General features: G+C 70.8%; 13 protein-coding genes. 7 read left to right on the top strand and 6 right to left on the bottom strand.

What is annotated here, in order from left to right; genetic code table 11:
• Positions 1-105 precede the first annotated feature (105 nt).
• Complete coding sequence (locus tag SACSA_RS0112660; protein WP_019816301.1) at positions 106-1,335, top strand: S8 family serine peptidase; 1,230 nt, start codon at positions 106-108, stop codon at positions 1,333-1,335.
• 131 nt (positions 1,336-1,466) lie between these two features.
• Entirely contained in the window at positions 1,467-2,408 is a 942-nt protein-coding gene (locus SACSA_RS0112655) for a lipid kinase (RefSeq protein WP_019816300.1), read from the top strand.
• A 21-nt stretch (positions 2,409-2,429) separates the two neighbouring features.
• Here SACSA_RS0112655 and SACSA_RS0112650 read toward each other — a convergent pair whose 3' ends face one another.
• The 4 genes from SACSA_RS0112650 to SACSA_RS0112635 form a co-directional block, all read right to left on the bottom strand.
• Positions 2,430-3,038, bottom strand: coding sequence for a phosphatase PAP2 family protein (locus tag SACSA_RS0112650; protein WP_019816299.1), 609 nt, complete (start codon positions 3,036-3,038; stop codon positions 2,430-2,432).
• Positions 3,035-4,171 carry an MAB_1171c family putative transporter gene (locus tag SACSA_RS0112645; protein ID WP_019816298.1) on the bottom strand — a complete coding sequence of 379 codons (1,137 nt, stop codon included), beginning with the start codon at positions 4,169-4,171 and terminating at the stop codon, positions 3,035-3,037. The genes SACSA_RS0112650 and SACSA_RS0112645 overlap by 4 nt, the downstream gene beginning before the upstream one ends.
• Entirely contained in the window at positions 4,171-4,707 is a 537-nt protein-coding gene (locus SACSA_RS0112640) for a hypothetical protein (RefSeq protein WP_019816297.1), read from the bottom strand. Before SACSA_RS0112640 ends, SACSA_RS0112645 begins: the two co-directional genes overlap by 1 nt.
• Before the next feature lie 120 nt (positions 4,708-4,827).
• Positions 4,828-5,295 carry a helix-turn-helix domain-containing protein gene (locus tag SACSA_RS0112635; protein ID WP_019816296.1) on the bottom strand — a complete coding sequence of 156 codons (468 nt, stop codon included), beginning with the start codon at positions 5,293-5,295 and terminating at the stop codon, positions 4,828-4,830.
• A 632-nt stretch (positions 5,296-5,927) separates the two neighbouring features.
• Between SACSA_RS0112635 and SACSA_RS0112630 the strand changes: the two genes are divergently transcribed.
• Positions 5,928-8,984: a family 16 glycoside hydrolase gene (locus SACSA_RS0112630; RefSeq protein WP_019816295.1), complete on the top strand. Its 3,057-nt coding sequence runs from the start codon at positions 5,928-5,930 to the stop codon at positions 8,982-8,984.
• A gap of 243 nt (positions 8,985-9,227) precedes the next feature.
• Here SACSA_RS0112630 and SACSA_RS0112620 read toward each other — a convergent pair whose 3' ends face one another.
• Both SACSA_RS0112620 and SACSA_RS0112615 read right to left on the bottom strand, forming a co-directional pair.
• On the bottom strand, positions 9,228-9,662 hold the full coding sequence (locus tag SACSA_RS0112620) for an OsmC family peroxiredoxin (protein ID WP_019816294.1): 435 nt from the start codon (positions 9,660-9,662) through the stop codon (positions 9,228-9,230).
• 160 nt (positions 9,663-9,822) lie between these two features.
• Complete coding sequence (locus tag SACSA_RS0112615; RefSeq protein WP_048876757.1) at positions 9,823-13,005, bottom strand: alpha-L-rhamnosidase; 3,183 nt, start codon at positions 13,003-13,005, stop codon at positions 9,823-9,825.
• Positions 13,006-13,492: 487 nt separating this feature from the next.
• Between SACSA_RS0112615 and SACSA_RS0112610 the strand changes: the two genes are divergently transcribed.
• From SACSA_RS0112610 to folP, 4 genes are all read left to right on the top strand, one after another.
• Positions 13,493-14,638 (top strand): S1 family peptidase, encoded by a 1,146-nt coding sequence (locus SACSA_RS0112610; RefSeq protein WP_019816292.1) that lies wholly within the window; start codon positions 13,493-13,495, stop codon positions 14,636-14,638.
• A gap of 417 nt (positions 14,639-15,055) precedes the next feature.
• A complete protein-coding gene (locus tag SACSA_RS0112605; protein ID WP_019816291.1) occupies positions 15,056-15,748 on the top strand; it encodes a haloacid dehalogenase type II in 693 nt (230 codons plus the stop codon).
• On the top strand, positions 15,745-16,416 hold the full coding sequence (locus SACSA_RS0112600; RefSeq protein ID WP_019816290.1) for a GntR family transcriptional regulator: 672 nt from the start codon (positions 15,745-15,747) through the stop codon (positions 16,414-16,416). The genes SACSA_RS0112605 and SACSA_RS0112600 overlap by 4 nt, the downstream gene beginning before the upstream one ends.
• Positions 16,417-16,682: 266 nt before the next feature.
• Positions 16,683-17,543, top strand: coding sequence for a dihydropteroate synthase (gene folP / locus SACSA_RS0112595; RefSeq protein WP_019816289.1), 861 nt, complete (start codon positions 16,683-16,685; stop codon positions 17,541-17,543).
• Positions 17,544-17,684 lie beyond the last annotated feature (141 nt).

Raw genomic sequence — 17,684 nt, 5'->3', positions numbered from 1 at the left:
CCGACCAACTCGCATCCGGCCCACAGCCGGGTGGAGGAGTGAAAGGCCGTCGTCACGTCGACCGACCGGCCGTCGTGGCGGCGCCGACCGAGAGAAGGGAATGTCATGCGCACGAGTGCGGGACTCCTGCTGGGCGCGGCCCTGCTCGCCGTACCGGCGACGACCGCCGTCGCGGCCACACCGTCCTCGGACGGGCCGGGCGCGCGGCCCTACATCGTCACACTCGCCGACGACGCGGACCCACGCGCGGTCGCCGACGAACACCGGAACCGGCACGGCGCGGAGGTCGGTCACGTGTTCCGGACGGCCCTGCGCGGCTACGCGGCACGCCTGTCCGCAGGCGAGGTGGCCGAGGTCCGCGCCGATGAGCGGGTGACGTCCGTGTCCCCGGACCGGACCGTCACGACCCTCGCCCAGAGCACGCCGACCGGCATCGACCGCGTCGACGCCGAGCAGAGTGCCACCGCGAACATCGACGGAACCGACGACCGGGTCGACGTCGACGTCGCGGTGATCGACACCGGGATCGATCTCGACCACCCCGACCTCAACGTGCACACCGCGGGGGCGATCAACTGCTCCACCGGCCGCGATGCCGACGACGGCAACGGACACGGCACGCACGTGGCCGGAACCATCGGCGCTCTGGACAACGACAGCGGCGTCGTCGGCGTCGCGCCCGGCGCGCGTGTGTGGCCGGTGCGCGTGCTCGACAACCGCGGCTCCGGTCGCTGGTCGGACATCATCTGCGGGATCGACCATGTCACCGCCCACGCCGACGAGATCGAGGTCGCCAACATGAGCCTCGGAGGCGCGGGAACCGATGACGGCGACTGTGGCAACACCAACGACGACGCGCTGCACCAGGCGATCTGCAACTCGGTCGCGGCCGGTGTGACCTACGCCGTGGCGGCGGGCAACGACTACGCCGACGCGGCGAACTCGGTGCCCGCCGCCTACGACGAGGTGATCACGGTCAGCGCGCTGGCCGACTTCGACGGCGCCTCCGGTGGCGCGGGCGTGTCGACCTGCCGGGCCGACCAGGACGACACCTTCGCCGACTTCTCCAACTACGGACCCGACGTCGACCTGATCGCTCCCGGCGTGTGCATCGAGTCGACCTGGATGAAGGGGGGCTACGAGACGATCTCCGGAACGTCGATGGCGAGCCCGCACGTCGCCGGTGGCGCGGCCCTGTACACGGCGAACCACCCCGGTGCCACGCCCGCGCAGGTGCGGTCGGCGCTGCAGGACGCGGGCACCACCGACTGGATCTGGCCGAGTGAGGACCCGGACGGCATCCAGGAGAAGCTGCTGAACGTGTCGACGTTCTGACCGGATCACCACCCCCAACCGGAAGATCGTCACACGCGGAGGGCGTTTCCGGGCCCGGTGTGCTCAGCGGACACGCCGGGCCCGGAGGCGCTTTCCCGCGCCCCGGTCCGGTACGCGGCTACGCTCGTGCCATGAAGCACGCAGCCGAGGCCCGTCGGGTCGCCGTCGTGGTCAACACCGGCTCGCGGCTGGGCGCGGCGAGTTACGACCAGGCGGTGCGGCGGCTGAGCGACTCCGGCGTGCCGGTGGTGACCACCGAGGCGGTCACCGAAGGCTCCGCCATGCGCTCCACGCTGGAACGCGTGCTTGCCCAGGACCACGATCTGGTGGTCGTGGGTGGCGGGGACGGCACGCTGAGCACCGCCGCCGGACTGATCGCGGGGACGGAGGTCACGCTGGGTGTCCTGCCGTTGGGCACCGCCAACGATTTCGCCCGGACGCTTCAGGTGCCCGGCGACCTCGACGCCGCGTGCCGGACCCTGGCCGACGGCGCGGTCGTGGACGTGGACGTGGGCCGCGTGGACGGCCACCCGCTGCTCAACGTCGCCTCCGTCGGCCTGGCCGTGGGGGTGACCGAGGCGCTGACCGCGCGGCTGAAGCGGTTCTTCGGTCCGCTGGCGTACCCGGTCGCCACCGCCCGCGCGTACCGCCAGCACAGGCCGTTCCGTGCCCGGTTGGAGTTCCCTGACGGCGACCACGCGCCGGTGGAGCTGTCCGACCTGCTTCAGGTGACCGTGGGCAACGGCCGGTACTACGGCGGAGGCCACGCCATCGCCCCGGCCGCGGGGATCGACGACCACAAGCTGGACGTGGTCGCCATCGTGCGTGGCCGGATGCCGGAGCACGTCCGGATCGCCCGCCGGCTCAGGGACGGCACGTTCGTCGAGCACGACAACGTGCACTACCTGACCAGCAGGCGCCTGCACCTGACCACCGAGCCGCCGTCACCGGTGACCGTGGACGGCGAACTCGTCTCCACCACCCCCACGCGTTTCGCGATCGAGCGCAACGCACTGCACGTCGTGGTACCCGCGGACAGCACCGCCGCGACCCTGGACGGGCCCCGCGCGTGACGCCGGGGCCGTCCGGGCGAGTCACAGCACCAGGACGAACGCTCCGCCTCCCACGACCACGCCCGCAACGGACCCGACCGCCACCTGCGCGGGGGTGTGGTCGCGCAGGCGCACCCGGGACCAGCACACCGCGGCCACCAGCACCAGCGCCGTCCACGCCCACGGCGTGTAGGTCGCGGCCAGGATCGCCACCGCGCCGGCCGCGACGGCGGCGTGCATCGACACCTTCCACCACGCCGTGATCGCGCCCGTGACCAGCAGGCTCGCCAGCATGGAGACGTCGAGCGCGATCAGCGTCCACGGCGCGCCCCAGAGCACCAGCAGCGTTAGCCCGAGCCCGCTGAGCACGATCAGCGCCACGAACGGCACCAACCGGCCTCCGCGGTCGCGCACGTGGTGGCCGTCCCAGCGACCGGTGCGCGCACCCCACACGATCACGCCCATCGGCAGGACGCTGCTGGTCAGCGCGATCAGCAGGCCCCACGCCATCGTGGGCAGCCACGCACGGGTCGCCGCCCAGGCCACGGCCACGGACAACACGATCACGATCACCCACGGGGCGAACACCTCGGTCAGCCCGCGCGCCCAGCGGGTGTGCCCGTCCGGGCGGGCCTCGGTCCGAACAGTCAACGAACTCCCCTCACGGTGTCACTCGGCGCGGTCGCGCGCCGCAGGGCACGGTCGAGTCGGCGGAGCCACGCTATCTCGCCATCCAGATCATCCACGGTGTGTCCCGGGCCGGGCGCCGGACCCCGCGTCGGGGGTGCCCCTGCGCGCCAGCGCGCCAGCGCGGCGGCGACCGAGGCGGCCTCGTGCTCCGGGGTCGGTGCCGTGCCGGAGGCCCCACCATCGCCGTCCCGGTAGGCGGCCAGCACCAGCAGTGCGTCGAGGATCTCCACGACGCGAGTGCTGAGGCGCTCGTGGATCGACCCGTCCCGGTCGCTGGTGTGCCGCACCTCGACGATCACCGGCGACAACCGGAGCCAAAGGCCGCGCAGACCCCGGTACTGCCGGTGGCGCCGGGCCCACAGCGCCACGCGCGCCACCCGGGGCGCGCACACGGGCACGCACACGCCGACCGCGATGAGCGCCACCGACGTGCCGGGCAGGGCGGACGCGAGGACCGCCGAACCCGGGTAGGACGAGCCGGTGAGGAACACGGCCGTCGAGGCGAGAACCTTGTGTACCGCCCACCCGGCCCCGAACGCCGCGCCCGCTTGCATGACCCGCATCCCGAGCCGGAGCCACCGGCGGCCGGTCATCCCGGCGTAGCGGCCCAAGAGGCGCACCAACCGCAGCAGGCTCCAGCCGATGTAGGTGGCGAAGAGCAGCAGGTAGCCGTAGATGCCGGGCAGGTGCGCGAAGGCGTCGAGGAAGTCGGGGCGGTAGGTCGTCGGCGCCGACAGGAACAGCGCCGCCATGGCCGTGACCGTGAGTGCCAGTACGACGGCCTGGACCCGCACGGTCGCCCGCGCTCGCGCCGGCTCGGCGGAGACCAGGTGGGTGAGCATGCTTTGCACGCACCACGCGGCGACCATGCCGACACCGTTGACCAGCAATCTGGTCACGTTCGGCGCCGGTTCCACCCGTGCGGCGGCGGCGAGCACCGCCGGGGCCGACAGCGCGGCGGAGACCCCCGCGGTGATCACTGCCGCACAGAGGTAGGCCGTCGCGGGGGTCAGCCGTCCGCGCGCCCGGAACAGGCGCAGCGTTCCGCCCGTGACCGCGACGAGCCCCGCGGTCACCATCACCGCCGTGCCCATCAGGGGTCGTCGAGTGTGGTCGTCAACCGGGCGAGGGTGTCGGCCGTGCCCGCGTCCTCCGGCGGCCGGTGGTGCCGGGGCCGGGGGACCGCCCGTGTGGTGACCCGTGCGTGCAGGAGATGGGCGAACCGCTCGGCCTCGTACTCGTCCCCGCCATTGTGGACACGGTCGAGCAGGTGGGTGAACGCGGCCGCGCCGAGGCTGGGCGCCAGTCTCCGCGCGCGCTCGTCCGACAGCGGGCACCGCCCGGAGTGTTCGAAGAGCATGTGCCCGACCTCGTGCAGGATGATGTGGTCCTGGTGGAAGCTCGCGGTGTTCGCTGGATACGCGATCACGTCATGGTCGCGGTGGGCCCGCCAGGCCCCGGTGGCGGAGCCGGGTGAGAACGTCAGCGCGCACAGGTCGATGCGCCGTCCCCGGACCCGCTCCAGCCGGTCGAGCCATGCGTTGATGTCCCACGGTTCCGGAACGCCGGTGCGGCGCAGGACATCGTCTACCAGTGCCGTGCAGCGGTATCCGGCCTCCGTCCGCTTCACCCTCTCGCCCCCTCCCGACGACGAGCCGACTGACCACGCCTGGTCCGAGGTGGTGCGGACGCACCGGGGCGCCCCGAAGGCGCGTGTCGGACCACCGTGATCCTGACGCACGGGCGCGGGTCAGCCCCGCTCGGGTCGGGGTGGTTTGCGCCGGGCGCGGTGGCGGCGGGGCTGCTCGTCGTAGGAGCGCAGTTCCTCCACGACCGTGGAGACCACCTCACGCTCCTGGGCGGAGAGCCCGACGATGCGCAGTGCCAGGCGGCGCAGCTCGACGTCGTCCCCGGGGTCGGTGTCGGCGCGCGCGGTGTCGCGTGCGCGCAGGACGTCCTGGATCTGGCGCATCACCGCGACAGTGGTGTCGTCGTTGACGAAGTAGTCCTCGGGGACCCCGAAGAACCGCACGATCTTCATCGCCACCGTGTGGCGCGGTTCGGCGCGTCGCCCCGTCCGCAGCTGCCATACGTACTGTCGTGACACACCCCACGCCCGTGCGAGCTCGTCGTCGTCGTAGGGACCGCGCGAGGCCGGGTGCATCGTCTCGATCAGAAACGCCAGCTTCTCGCCGAAGGTCGCGGGGGTCTCGGTCATGGTCACTCCGTGGGGCAGCGATGACAGAGGCACTGTACTGCCCGGTTCATGAGATCAGTTGTTGACCCGGTCGCGCAACAACTGTTAACAAGTGTGGTCGTGTGGAAGGTCGCGTCCGAAGGGGGTACATGACCGCGGCCGGATGACGAGCCGAGCGTATGTCGGTCACGTGGCGTGGCCTTCCACAACCCCGGTCGCGTTGCCGGACCTTTGGTGTCGCAGCGGCCGGGAATAGCGCCGTCGTCGTCCCACCGGCCAGTCGGAGTGCGCATTAGATCCACATCTGGCATCCGCTGACGCGGAGTACGGAAATCCGCGCATGCGCGTCGGGTGCACAACATCTCGGCACCAGCCGAGTGGCGCCCTGAACAGGAGCGTCGGCGATGCTCCTTCCGACCGGCGAAGGCCGACGAGCGCCCCGACGCTACTCGGGGCAATAGGCGCACGGGGTGCTGTCACGCCATCAGCCGATGACTTTGGGCTCTCGGATCACTACTTTTGAGCGCGAGCAGTGTACTTCTGCTTAAAACGTGAAGAAGTGGTGTGAGCGAGGCGCCACGCCTACCCGGCCGCTCGACACCGTGGCGTGCGCCGCTGGTGCATGCCGGGATCAGCTTCGAGGAGGAAGCATAGTGTCACGGACCGCGCGCGGCCGCCGGAGAAGCCTGGTTGGGCTGCTCGGTGTCGCGCTGTTGGGGGTCGTCTCCACCCAGAACGCACCGCCCGCCGAGGCCCAGTCCGACGATCTCCCGCCTCAAGAGCCGGGCGTCACCCTCCGTACGTTCGACCTGCGACAGCCGCTGGACGAACTGTGCGACCTCAGACCCGGCACGACCCCGAACGTCGACAAGCTGATGCCGACCATCGACTTCAGCACCGCCGACGACTTCGGCTTCGAGGACAACTTCCTTTCCCACGTGATCGCCAACATCGACATTCCCGAGGAGGGCGCCTACACCTTCCGTCTGACCAGCGACGACGGTTCCCGGCTCTACATCGACGACCAGCTGGTCATCGACCATGACGGGTTACACGGGGCCGAGCCCAAGGACGGCACCGTCACGCTGAGCCCGGGCCACCACCCGCTGCGCATCGAGCACTTCGAGGCAGGCGGTGGTCAGCAGCTCACCCTGTCGTGGAAGGCCCCCGGGGCCTCGGAGTTCACGGTGGTGCCCGACTCCGTGCTGAGCACCGATTCCGATGTCGTCCGCGTGACGGCTCCCGGGCGCAAGTATTGCGAGGGTGCGGTCGACAACCCGGGTGATGGACTGCCGCTGGACTCGGTGAACCCGAACTACACCCTGACCGACCTGCGGCCGGAGGGGTTCCAGCCGATGGTGGCGGCGATGGACTGGACCCCCGACGACAAGCTTGTCCTTGTCACCTCCGGCTCGGTGAGCCCGGCGGGGCCGGTGGAGGACCCTGAGCCCGGCGAAGTGTTCGTCCTGGACAACGTCACCGGCGAGACCGGTCCCGACGAGGTCACGGTCACCAGGATCGCCACCGACCTGCTGAACCCGATGGGTGTCGCGGTCGTCGACGGCTCCATCTACGTCTCGGAACGGGACCGGCTCACCGAGCTCACCCCGGACACCGACGGCGACGGTCTCCGCCAGCACCACACGGTCGCGGAATGGCCCTACGGCGGGAACTTCCACGAGTTCGCGTTCGGACTGCTGCACGACGAGGACTACTTCTACGTCAATCTGTCGGTCGCGATCGACCAGGGCGGCGCGACGACCGACCCGCAGCCCGCCCGGAACCGGGGCACCACCATCACGGTGGACCGGGAGACCGGTGAGGTCTCCTACGTCGCGGGTGGCCTGCGCACCCCGAACGGCATGGGCTGGGGACCCGAGGGCGAACTGTTCGCGATGGACAACCAGGGTGGCTGGTTGCCCTCCTCGAAGCTGGTGCACGTCAAGCAGGACCGGTTCTTCAACCACTACACCAACCCCGCCGGTCCGTTCGACGAGCAGCCGGTGACCGAACCGGTGCTGTGGTTGCCGCAGAACGACATCGGCAACTCCCCGAGCAACCCCGTGCGGCTGGAAGAGGGTCCCTTCGCGGGGCAGATGCTCTTCGGGGACGTCACCTACGGCGGGCTCCAGCGTGCGTTCCTGGAGAAGGTGCACGGCGAGTACCAGGGAGCGGTGTTCCGCCACTCCGCGGGCCTGGAGGCGGGCGTCAACCGCACCATCGTCGGCCCGGACGGGGCGATCTACGTCGGCGGGATCGGTGAGAGCGGCAACTGGAGTGAGCCCGGCAAGCTCAAGTACGGGCTTCAGAAGCTGACGCCGAACGGCGCGAACACCTTCGACATGAAGTCCGTGCGCGCGACCGAGAACGGCTTCAGGATCGACTACACCCGGCCGTTGTCGGCCGAGACGATCGACAAGCTCGCGCAGAGCTACGACGTCGAGCAGTGGCGTTACGTCCCGACCCAGAACTACGGCGGGCCGAAGGTGGACGAGGAGTCGCTGCGGGTCAGCGGGACCGAGATCTCCGACGACCGCAAAACCGTCACCCTCACCATCGACGGGCTCAAGCCCGGCCGCGTCGTGCACCTGCGGTCGCCGCGCCCCTTCACCGCGGAGAACGGTCAGCAGCTGTGGAACACCGAAGCCTGGTACACCCTGAATGCGATCCCGGGCGAGCGGGAGCAGACTGAGCGGGTGTTCTACGACGCCGAGTCGGGCAGGCTGAACGGCGGCGCCCGCGTGGCCAGTGACCACCCGGGCTACACGGGGTCCGGCTTCGTCGCGGGCTTCGGCGAACAGGGCGCCTCGACGACGATGAAGGTCGCGGTCGAGCGGCCGGGAGCCTACGACGTCGGGCTGCGCTACTCCAACGGCCCGCACCCGTTCAGCGGGGACAAGACGGTCAGCGTCTACGTCAACGGCGACAAGGTGCGGCAGTCGACACTGCCGTCCACGACGACGTGGCAGAACTGGGCCACCAAGACCGAGCGGCTGGTGCTCTCCGGCGGGCTCAACACGATCGAGTACCGGGTGGACGAGGGCGACACCGGACACGTCAACCTCGACCAGCTCTCGGTCCGCGAACCCGGTGGGCGGATCACCCTGTTCGACGGCACCGACCTCTCGGAATGGCAGCACACCGACGGGCGCACGGCGAGCTGGCCGCTCGTCTCCGGCGGTGCCATGGAGGTCGACGGCGGTGACCTGCGCACCAAGCAGGCGTTCTCCGACTACCGGATGCACGTGGAGTTTCAGGTGCCGGAGCTGCCGCCGGACGTGACCGGCCAGGACAGGGGAAACAGCGGCGTCTACATGCAGGAGCGCTACGAGGTGCAGATCCTGGACTCGTACGGCGACGACACGCTCGCCGACAACGAGGCGGGAGCGATCTACGAGCACAAGGCGCCCGACGTCAACGCCGCCACGGCACCCGGGACGTGGCAGACCTATGACATCGAGTTCCGCGCCGCCCGGTTCGACGACGAGGGGAACAAGGTGTCCGACGCCCGGATCACCGTGGTGTGGAACGGGGAGACCGTGCACGACGACGTCGCGATCCCCGGCCCGACCGGGGGCTCCATCGCCGAGGGACCGTCCACCGGTGCGATCCGGTTGCAGGACCACGGCAACCCGGTGCGTTACCGCAACATCTGGGTCCAGCCGCTCGGGTCGGCGGACAGGGGCGTCGGCGGTGGCGGACACGGCTGAGTCCCGGTGACCGCGGCCACCGTGGGCCGCTGGCCAACGGGGTGCGCGTGATCAGGTGGCGATGAGTCCGTCCGAGCGAGACGGACTCATCGCCACCTCCGTCCTCGTGGGTGAACGTCCGGCGGAGCGGATCGCCGCGGGCACCGGCCGGGCGGCCTCGGTGGGCGCTCGACGCTCCTTTCCCCGGGTCACCAGCCGGAAGCCGGGTGGCCGCTCAGGTGAGCGCGCGGACGGCCCTGATGGTCAGCTCACGAGCGCGGCGTCCAGGTTGATCGTCGTGCCCGCCAGGGCGTTGCTCACCGGGCAGGTGTCCTTCGCGACCGCGGCGAGCTGAGCGAACCGGTCCGCGTCCACGCCCTCGACACCGGCGCGCAGGGTGATGTCCACCGTGCTGATGGTCAGCCCGCCGTCGGCGGGCTCGACCGTCACCGCGGCGCTGACGTCGACGGAACCGAGGGAAAGGCCCTCCTTGTCGAGCACGCCGGCGAGGTTCATCGCCAGACAGGACGACTGGGCGGCGGCGATGAGTTCCTCGGGGCTGGTGGTGCCCTCCGGCTCGCCGATCCGGCGAGGGAACGTGACGTCGAACCGGCTCGCGCCGGACGAGTCGAGAGTGACCGAACCGGTGCCGCTGTTGAGGCCACCGTTCCAGTGCGTGGTCGCATCGCGCCGGGCCATGCTCAGCTCCCTTCACCGCAGTGGGTCCGGAACCGATCGTAGGCCCGAGAGCCCGGTTCGGCCGGACGACCACTGCCGCCGCACACACGTGTGGGTGGCCGACGTCCCCGGCGGGTCACCGGGATCTCGCCGTTGCCACCGTGGGCCTGGTCCGGTCGTTTCAGCCCAGCTGGGACGTGCACCGGTACTCGCCCGGACCGACACGGAAGACGGCGTAGCCGTCGCTGTACCCGGCGAACTCGGCTTCCCGGGAGGCTCGGGCGTTGCGGCCGTTGATCCGGACGGTCTGTGGCCGCCGGGTGGGCACGTGGATCTCGCCGCCGGTGTTGCCGGGGATCTCGACGTCGAGCCGGAACTCCCGGTCGCTGGTGGCCCAGGAGCTGCGTATCCGCCCTCGGGGGCCGTCGTAGTGACCCTCGACCCGCGTCAGGGGGTGTTCCCGGGTCCCCACGAGCTTCGGCTTGATCACGACCTGCTCGTAGGCCAGCGACCCGGGCGCGTGCCGGATGCCGGCCAGGCCGGTGCTGAACCACTCGTGGATCTGGAGCAGGATCATGTGGTTGAGTGAGGAGTTGTGCTCCGGCGCGTGCCAGTGTTCCGGCACGGTCGTCATGCCCTGCGGATTCATGGTGGAGGGCTCCAGGAACGCGCCGTAGCCCGGCCGGGTGGACTCGTGCAGGACCGCCCAGATCACATCGTCGCGCCCGCCGTCGGACAACGCGCGGAAGGTCGGGCCGAGCGAGATGGTGCCGCCGCTGACGTGCGGCCCACCGCCGTTCGGGTGGTAGGACTCGATGCGCCGGACGAGGCTGTCGAGCACGTGTCGCCGTTCGCCGTCGGGCACCAGGCCCGCGTCCAGGGCGAGGGCGTTCGCGGCCTGCGTGCCCGTGGTGCCCGCGTTGCCCTCGTTGGTGTAGGCGCGCAGCGACTCGTTGAAGAACCGGGTGTTGAACTCGGCCTTGATCGCTCCCGCGAGTTCGCGGTACGTCCGGGCGTCGGCGCCGTTGCCGAGTTCGTCCGCCATCCGCGCCAGCCGTTCGGTCATCACGAAGTAGCCCCAGGTGCCCACCAGCAACTTCGGCGTGCGGTCGTCGTGGGCGACCCAGTCACCGAGGCCGCCCCGCACCAGGTGCTCGCCGCCGTCCTTGCCCGCCTGGGTGGTGCGCACGTAGTCGTGGTAGTCCACAATGGACTCGTAGTGTGCGGCCATCGTCCCCGTGTCGCCGTGGTAGCGCCACAACCACCACGGCACGGTGATCACCGCGCTGCCCCAGTTGATGTCCTCGCGGTAGCCGCCACCGAACACGGGGAACTCCGGAACGTGCCCGGGAACCAGTCCCTTCGCCGGCCCGGCGACCACTTGGGACTCGGCCATCATCCGCTGCATCTGCGGCAGGTAGGCCGCCATGCCGAAGGTGCGGTCGATGGCTTCCAGCGACTGCAGCATGTCGGCCAGCCAGCCGAGTTTCTCCCGGTTCGGGCAGTCGGTGAAGATCGACTGCATGTTGCTGGCGATGGAGTACGTGCTCATCCGGTGCAGGCGGTTGACCACCTCGCTCGACGTGGACACCTCGCCTGCCACCGGTGCCGCCGCGCGGATCGGCAGCGCGGTCAGCGTGTCCGCGCCGGCCCGGTAATCCGACGGCAGGCCGGTGACCTCGACGTACTGGAAGCCGTGGTAGACGAACTGCGTGCGCCAGGTCTCGCCCTCCGGGTTTCCGGCGGTGGTGTAGGTGTCGAAGATGCTGTCGTCGGAACCCATGCTTCCGGCGTCGACGGTGCCGTCGCCGGACAGCGACTCGGCGGGCCGGAGCGTGATCACGGTGCCCGCCGGGACCGTGCCGTCGACACGCAGTTCCGGCAGCGCGGAGAAGTTCTGGCCGAAGTCGAACACCCACGTCCCCGGGCTCGGTTCGGAGACGGCGACCGGGGCGACCGTGTCGACGACCGTGATCGGCTCGCCACGGCGCCAGACGAGGTCGGTCGCCAGGTTCGGCGACGGGGCGATCCCCGCGGAGATCCACCCGCTCGGGGTGCCGTCCCGGCGGGTCGCCGACGCCGAGAGGTCCGCGCCCGGACGGTCCCACCCGGGCTGTTCCCGGCGCGCGTCGTAGTCGGTGCCCGCGTACCAGTTGTCGGTGACCGACGGGCCGAGCGCGGTGCGCCAGCTCGGGTCCGTGACGATCGTGTCGGTGCTGCCGTCGGCGTAGGTGATTTCCAGGCGTGCCAGGAACCGCGGGCTGACGGCCATCCGGGTCTCGTTGGCGGTACCGGAGCGGGTCACGGCGGCCCCGGACGCGTGCGACGTGGTCAGCGGTTCGGCGAAGCCCACGGGTGTGCCGTCCGCGTCGGCCGTGCCGAGGGCCGTGATGCGGCGGCTTTCGAGGTGGGCGCCACCGTCGCCGGTGTCGATGTTGACCGTGGCACCGACGGCGAATCCCCCGGCGTCGGCCACCCGGACGCTCGTCTCGCCGGGAGCGGCCCCGGTCGCCAGCGTCGTCGGCCGCGGCCGGATGCTGGAGTACTTCTGATACACCTCGGTCCGGCCTACCGCGGGGTTGGGGACCTCGACGACGTTGACACTTCCGTTGCCGAGCTGGACGCCGACCGTGTTGTCACCCTGGGCGAGTAACGCGGTGACGTCGTAGGTGCCCACCTCCACCGACTGCTGCGGATTCGAATTGCCCGGGCACAGCACGGCGTCGGTGACCGGATGGCCGTTCGCCGTGGCCACGTAGACACCGAGCCCGGCGACGTAGAGCCGCGCCTGCTCGACGGTCTTGTCCTCGACGGTGAACGCCCGGGCGAAAACGGGAAGCGGGTCCTCGTCGTTTCGGCCGGGATGGTCGATCCAGACGGCGGGCGAGAAGTCCGACGGTGCGAGCAGCCCCATCTCCCACGTCGACGGAGCGCTCCACGCGGACACACTGCCATCGTCGTAGCGGACGCGGACCTGCCAGACGACCCGCTGCCTCGACCCCGGGGTCGTGCCCGCGTAGGCGAGACCGGTCGAGGCACGGGACCGCACCCACCCGGTGTCCCAGAGGTCCGGCGTGGTCAGGCGGTCGGTACTACTCGCGGCGCGGACCCGGTAAGCGCGCTGCCTCCCGTCACGCACGCGCCAGCTCAGCACCGGGGTGGTCTCGTCCACGCCCAGCGGCTGGTCCGCCCTGCCCGCGACCGCGAGAGCGCCCACCTGAGCGGGATCGGCCCGCGCGGCCAGAGCACGGCTGCTGACGGCCGTGCCGGAGCGGGCCACGGCCAGGCCCGCGGCGCCGACCGCGGTCGCCTGGAGGAAGTGTCGGCGCGACACGTCGACCGAACCGGTTTCCCGCTCCGTCATGAACACGTCCCCTTTCCGCCGTGCGCGGGGCACGGATAGCGCGTACACGCGTGGTGCGTGGCCGTCCGGCGGGTGTCCCGTGGCGAGGAGAGCCGCCGATATCACAGCACGAAGTCGAATGGTGGTGCGACCGGGTGGTTTTCGCCGTGTACCACCGAATCCGTGGGCACGCTCCGACGTTACGTACTTCTCTCGTCCGGCCACAATGCTCGGACGCCGACTGACCGCATCCGGCCTGGCCCCTGACACCCGGCCATCGGCGGTGTAACGATCTCGCCTGGGGAGACGGAAGATCCCGGTGCGTGAAAGGCAGCACGACCCCGCGGTGCCATGTCACTCGTTCGCCGTATTCGTGGAACCTTCGTCGTCGGCCTCCTGCCGATCAGCGACTTTCGTCGCGGTCCATTGAGCGGCTGTATCCGCCTGTGCGGCTCGGCATACTTCTGCACTTGTCCGGACGACGTAGCCCACGTCACAAGGAGATGGCATGACGCCCAGGAAGCACAGACTCGCGGCACGGCTGAGCGCGACCGCGATGCTGGCGGCGGGAACGGCCGTGGCCCTCACCGTGCCCGCCACCGCGGACACCTCGGCGCCGCGGACGACCCCGACGGCCGAGGCCGACACGATGATCGAGGCCATGCAGCGCGATCTCGGACTCAGCGCGGCCGAGGCCGAGCAGCGCCTCGACAGTGAGGCGAAGGCGCGCGAGGTCGACGACACGGTGCGCGCCGCTCTCGCCGACAGCTTCGGCGGCTCGCACTACGACGCCGACCGGGGCACGCTCGTCGTGGGTGTGACCGACGCGGCGAAACTCCAGCAGGTCCGTGCCGCCGGCGCGGAGGCGCGGCTGGTCGACGACAGTGTCGCCGACCTCGAGGCCGTCGCCGAGCGGCTCAACAAGGCCGAGGACACCGCTCCCGACGCCGTGACGGGCTGGTACGTCGACGTCGAGAGCAACTCGGTGGTCGTGACCACGTCCCCGCGGACGGCCGCCCAGGCCGAGGAGTTCGTGTCCTCCGCCGGGGTCGACGCCGACAGCGTCAACGTCGTCGAGTCCACCGAGCAGCCCCGCGCGCTGATGGACATCGTCGGCGGCAACGCCTACTACATGGGCAGCGGCGGCCGGTGCTCGGTCGGGTTCGCGGTGCACGACGGCTTCGTGACCGCGGGCCACTGCGGCAGCACGGGCACCTCGACCTCGTCGCCGAGCGGCTACTTCGCCGGTTCCTCGTTCCCGGGCAACGACTACGCCTACGTCCGCACCGGTTCGGACGACACGCCGCGGCCGTGGGTCAACATGTACAACGGCTACGCCCGCGTCGTGTCCGGTTCGAGCGAGGCGCCCACCGGCTCGTCGATCTGCCGCTCCGGCTCGACCACGGGCTGGCACTGCGGCTCGGTCGAGGCGAAGAACCAGACCGTGCGTTACTCGCAGGGCACCGTTTACGGTCTGACGCGCACCAACGTCTGCGCCGAGCCGGGTGACTCCGGTGGCTCGTTCATCTCGGGCAACCAGGCCCAGGGCATGACCTCCGGTGGTTCCGGTGACTGCACCTGGGGCGGCACGACCTACTTCCAGCCGGTCAACGAAGCGCTCAACGCCTACGGGCTGAGCTTGGTGACGGGCTGAACCTGGTGACGGGCTGACGCTCCGGCGGCAGCCCCACGCCGAGATTCGGTGACGGTGTGGCGGTGGGACGCGGTCCCACCGCCACACCGTTGTGTGTGGGCCGGGCCGCGGGTGCCGCGAGTTGCCCTTTCAGGCCCGCGAGTTGCCCCTTCATGTCTCCGAGTTGCCCTTTCACAGCCGCGAGTTGCCTCTTCAGGGCCGGTGAATTGCTTTGGCGGTTCCGTGTCTTGCCCGGCAGCCGCCGATGCGGAGGAGTTGCCGGGGCAACTCGCGCACCAGAGAGGGCAACTCGCGCACCGGAGAGGGCAACTCGCGGACATGAGGGGGCGACTCGCGGGCTGCGGTGGCGGGGCGTTGACCTCGGACGTGGCTCACTGTCATTCTGTCAGACAGAGTGACAGTGAGACGGAGGTGGCGGTGGCACCGTTCGACGTGGCGACCTTTGACAACTACGGCACCCTGACCGATTGGGAAGGCGGAGCCGCGCAGTTCCTGTACGAGCTGGCGTTGCGTAACGGCGACGCGACCCTCGTTCCGGGCATCGAGCTGCGCGACGAGTGGGAGACGATCCAGTTCGACATCCTCGGCCGGGAGTACCGCAGCTACAAGCGGGTGCTCGCCGAGAGCCTGCGCGCGGTCTGCGCGAACCACGGCTGGCCCTACGACGAGCGGCTGGCGGAGGAGTTCGTCCGCTCGATGCGGTCCTGGCAGCCGTTCCCGGACACCTACCCCGCCCTGCTGCGGGCCAAGCGGGCCGGGATGAAGCTGGTGATCCTCTCCAACACCGACCGCGACATCATCGAGCACAGCCTGCGGCACATGCGTGTGCAATTCGACGACGTCATCACCGCTGAGGACTGCCGGGTCTACAAGCCCAGCCCGGAGTTCTTCCAGCAGGCGCTGGAGCGGATCGGCGTCGCGCCGGAAAAGATCATTCACGTGGCGTTCGGGTTCAAGTACGACAACGCCCCGGCGAAGCGTTTCGGCATGACGACGGCCTGGGTGAACCGGCACGTGGAGCCGCGCCCGGACGGTGATCCCGTCGATCACGAATGGCGCGACCTGTGGGGTCTGGCCGAGCTCGCCGACGGACAGGCGGTTCCACGTTGACCGCCGCCACGGGCCGACTCCAGGTCACGAGCACCACCGACGCGCTGGTCGCCGAACTGCGTGGGCGCATCCTGAGCGGCGAGCTGACGCCGGGCGAGGCGCTGCCGGAGAACGCGCTGGCGAGCGAATTCGGGGTGGCCAGGCCCACGGTGCGGTCGGCGTTGCAGATCCTCGCCGGCCGCAACCTGCTCTGCCGCCCGCACGGGCGCACGGCCACCGTGCCGACGCTGACTCCCGCTGACGCGCGTGATCTGTACTTCGTGCGCGCGCCTCTCGAAATGGAGGTCGTCACCACGATCGCCGAGCGGGGCCTGAGCGTCGAGCACGCCCGGCGACGACTGGACGAGTTGGAGTCGCTCCCAGCGGACGCGAGCTGGGGCGACCGGGTGCGGGCGCACACGCTGTTCCACACCGCTCTGGTCGACGCGGTCGAGAGCCCGCGCCTGAGCCGGATCTACCCCGCGCTCCAGGAGGAGATGCAGTTGTGCCTCGCGCAACTGCACTCGGCCTACCCGGGGCCGGACGATCTGGCCCGCGAGCACCGGCACCTGCTCGACGCGGTCACCTCAGGTGATCCCGCGCACGCACGCACGGTGATGCGAGAACACCTCGACCAGGCGGTGCGCTTGTTCACCGCCCGGTCCGCCGGCGAGCCCGGCGAACGCTGAGAACCAGCCGTGTGCGGGGCACGGCCCCGCACCAGTGGTCGGGGGAGGTGCCGCGCCCCGCACCGCGTTGGCGTGCCGTCAAAGCCCCCTTGACGGCACTCAGCGCGAGGACGGGCCGCGTTCGCAGCGGCCTCGGGCGACCTCGGCGCGGCAGGCCCTCCCGCGGTGGACCTACCATGGGATGATCACGAGGAGGCCGGGCCGGGACCGGGACATCGGCGCCGCGCGCCTTCTCGGTCACGGTCGACACACCGACAGGGGGGCGCATGCTCCGTCTCGGGCGGCACGAGTTCGCCGACGACGCGATGTTGACGATGGCTATCGTCAACCGCACGCCCGACTCGTTCTACGACCGGGGCGCGACCTGGACCGAGTCGGCCGCACACGACCGGGTTCGCCAGGTGGTCGACGAGGGTGCCGACATCGTCGACGTCGGCGGTGTGAAGGCGGCGCCGGGGCCCGAGGTCGACGCCGCCGAGGAGCGGCGGCGGGTGGTGGAGTTCGTCGCGTGGGTGCGGGCCGCCTTCCCGGACGTCGTGATCAGCGTCGACACCTGGCGCGCCGACGTCGCGCGCGCCGTGTGCGCCGAGGGCGCCGACCTGCTCAACGACGCCTGGGGTGGCTATGATCCCGAGCTGGCCGGGGTCGCCGCCGAGTACGGCGCCGCGCTGGTGTGCGCGCATACCGGGGGAGTGGCCCCGCGCACGCGGCCGCACCGCGTGCGCTACCGCGACGTCGTCGCCGACGTACGCGCCCGCACGCTTGAGCTGGCCGACCGCGCGGTGGCCGCGGGCGTCGACCCCGAGGCCGTGCTGCTCGACCCGGCGCACGACTTCGGCAAGAACACCTGGCACTCCCTGGAGATCACCCGGCGGCTGGACGAGCTGGTCGCCACGGGGAAGCCGGTGCTGGTGTCGCTGTCGAACAAGGACTTCGTCGGCGAGACGCTCGACCTGCCCGTCGGTGAGCGCCTGGTCGGCACTCTCGCCGCGACCGCCGTGTGCGCGTGGCACGGAGCTCGTGTCTACCGGGTTCACGAGGTCCGCCAGACCCGGCAGGTGCTCGACATGGTGGCCTCGGTCCGGGGTGAGCGCCTGCCGGCGCGCACCGTCCGAGGGCTGGTCTGAGGGCTGCCGTGCTCGTCGCCGCCGCCTTCTGCCCCCACCCGCCGCTGCTGCTGCGGGAACTCGCCGGAGCGCACGACTCGGCCGCCGACCTGCGTGCCGACTGCGCCCGCGCGGTGGCCCGGCTGCTCGCCGCCGACCCCG

The organism is Saccharomonospora saliphila YIM 90502 (genome assembly GCF_000383795.1).
GTDB lineage: Bacteria > Actinomycetota > Actinomycetes > Mycobacteriales > Pseudonocardiaceae > Saccharomonospora > Saccharomonospora saliphila.
The sequence above is the reverse complement of the archived record's forward strand: the minus strand, read 5'-3'. Positions and strand labels throughout refer to the sequence as shown.

Excerpts from the sequence above, each read along its gene's own strand:
- SACSA_RS0112660 (WP_019816301.1), top strand. The coding sequence starts at position 106 with ATGCGCACGAGTGCGGGACTCCTGCTGGGCGCGGCCCTGCTCGCCGTA.
- SACSA_RS0112655 (WP_019816300.1), top strand. The coding sequence starts at position 1,467 with ATGAAGCACGCAGCCGAGGCCCGTCGGGTCGCCGTCGTGGTCAACACC.
- SACSA_RS0112645 (WP_019816298.1), bottom strand. The coding sequence starts at position 4,171 with ATGGGCACGGCGGTGATGGTGACCGCGGGGCTCGTCGCGGTCACGGGC.
- SACSA_RS0112635 (WP_019816296.1), bottom strand. The coding sequence starts at position 5,295 with ATGACCGAGACCCCCGCGACCTTCGGCGAGAAGCTGGCGTTTCTGATC.
- SACSA_RS0112620 (WP_019816294.1), bottom strand. The coding sequence starts at position 9,662 with ATGGCCCGGCGCGATGCGACCACGCACTGGAACGGTGGCCTCAACAGC.
- SACSA_RS0112615 (WP_048876757.1), bottom strand. The coding sequence starts at position 13,005 with ATGACGGAGCGGGAAACCGGTTCGGTCGACGTGTCGCGCCGACACTTC.
- SACSA_RS0112610 (WP_019816292.1), top strand. The coding sequence starts at position 13,493 with ATGACGCCCAGGAAGCACAGACTCGCGGCACGGCTGAGCGCGACCGCG.
- folP (WP_019816289.1), top strand. The coding sequence starts at position 16,683 with ATGCTCCGTCTCGGGCGGCACGAGTTCGCCGACGACGCGATGTTGACG.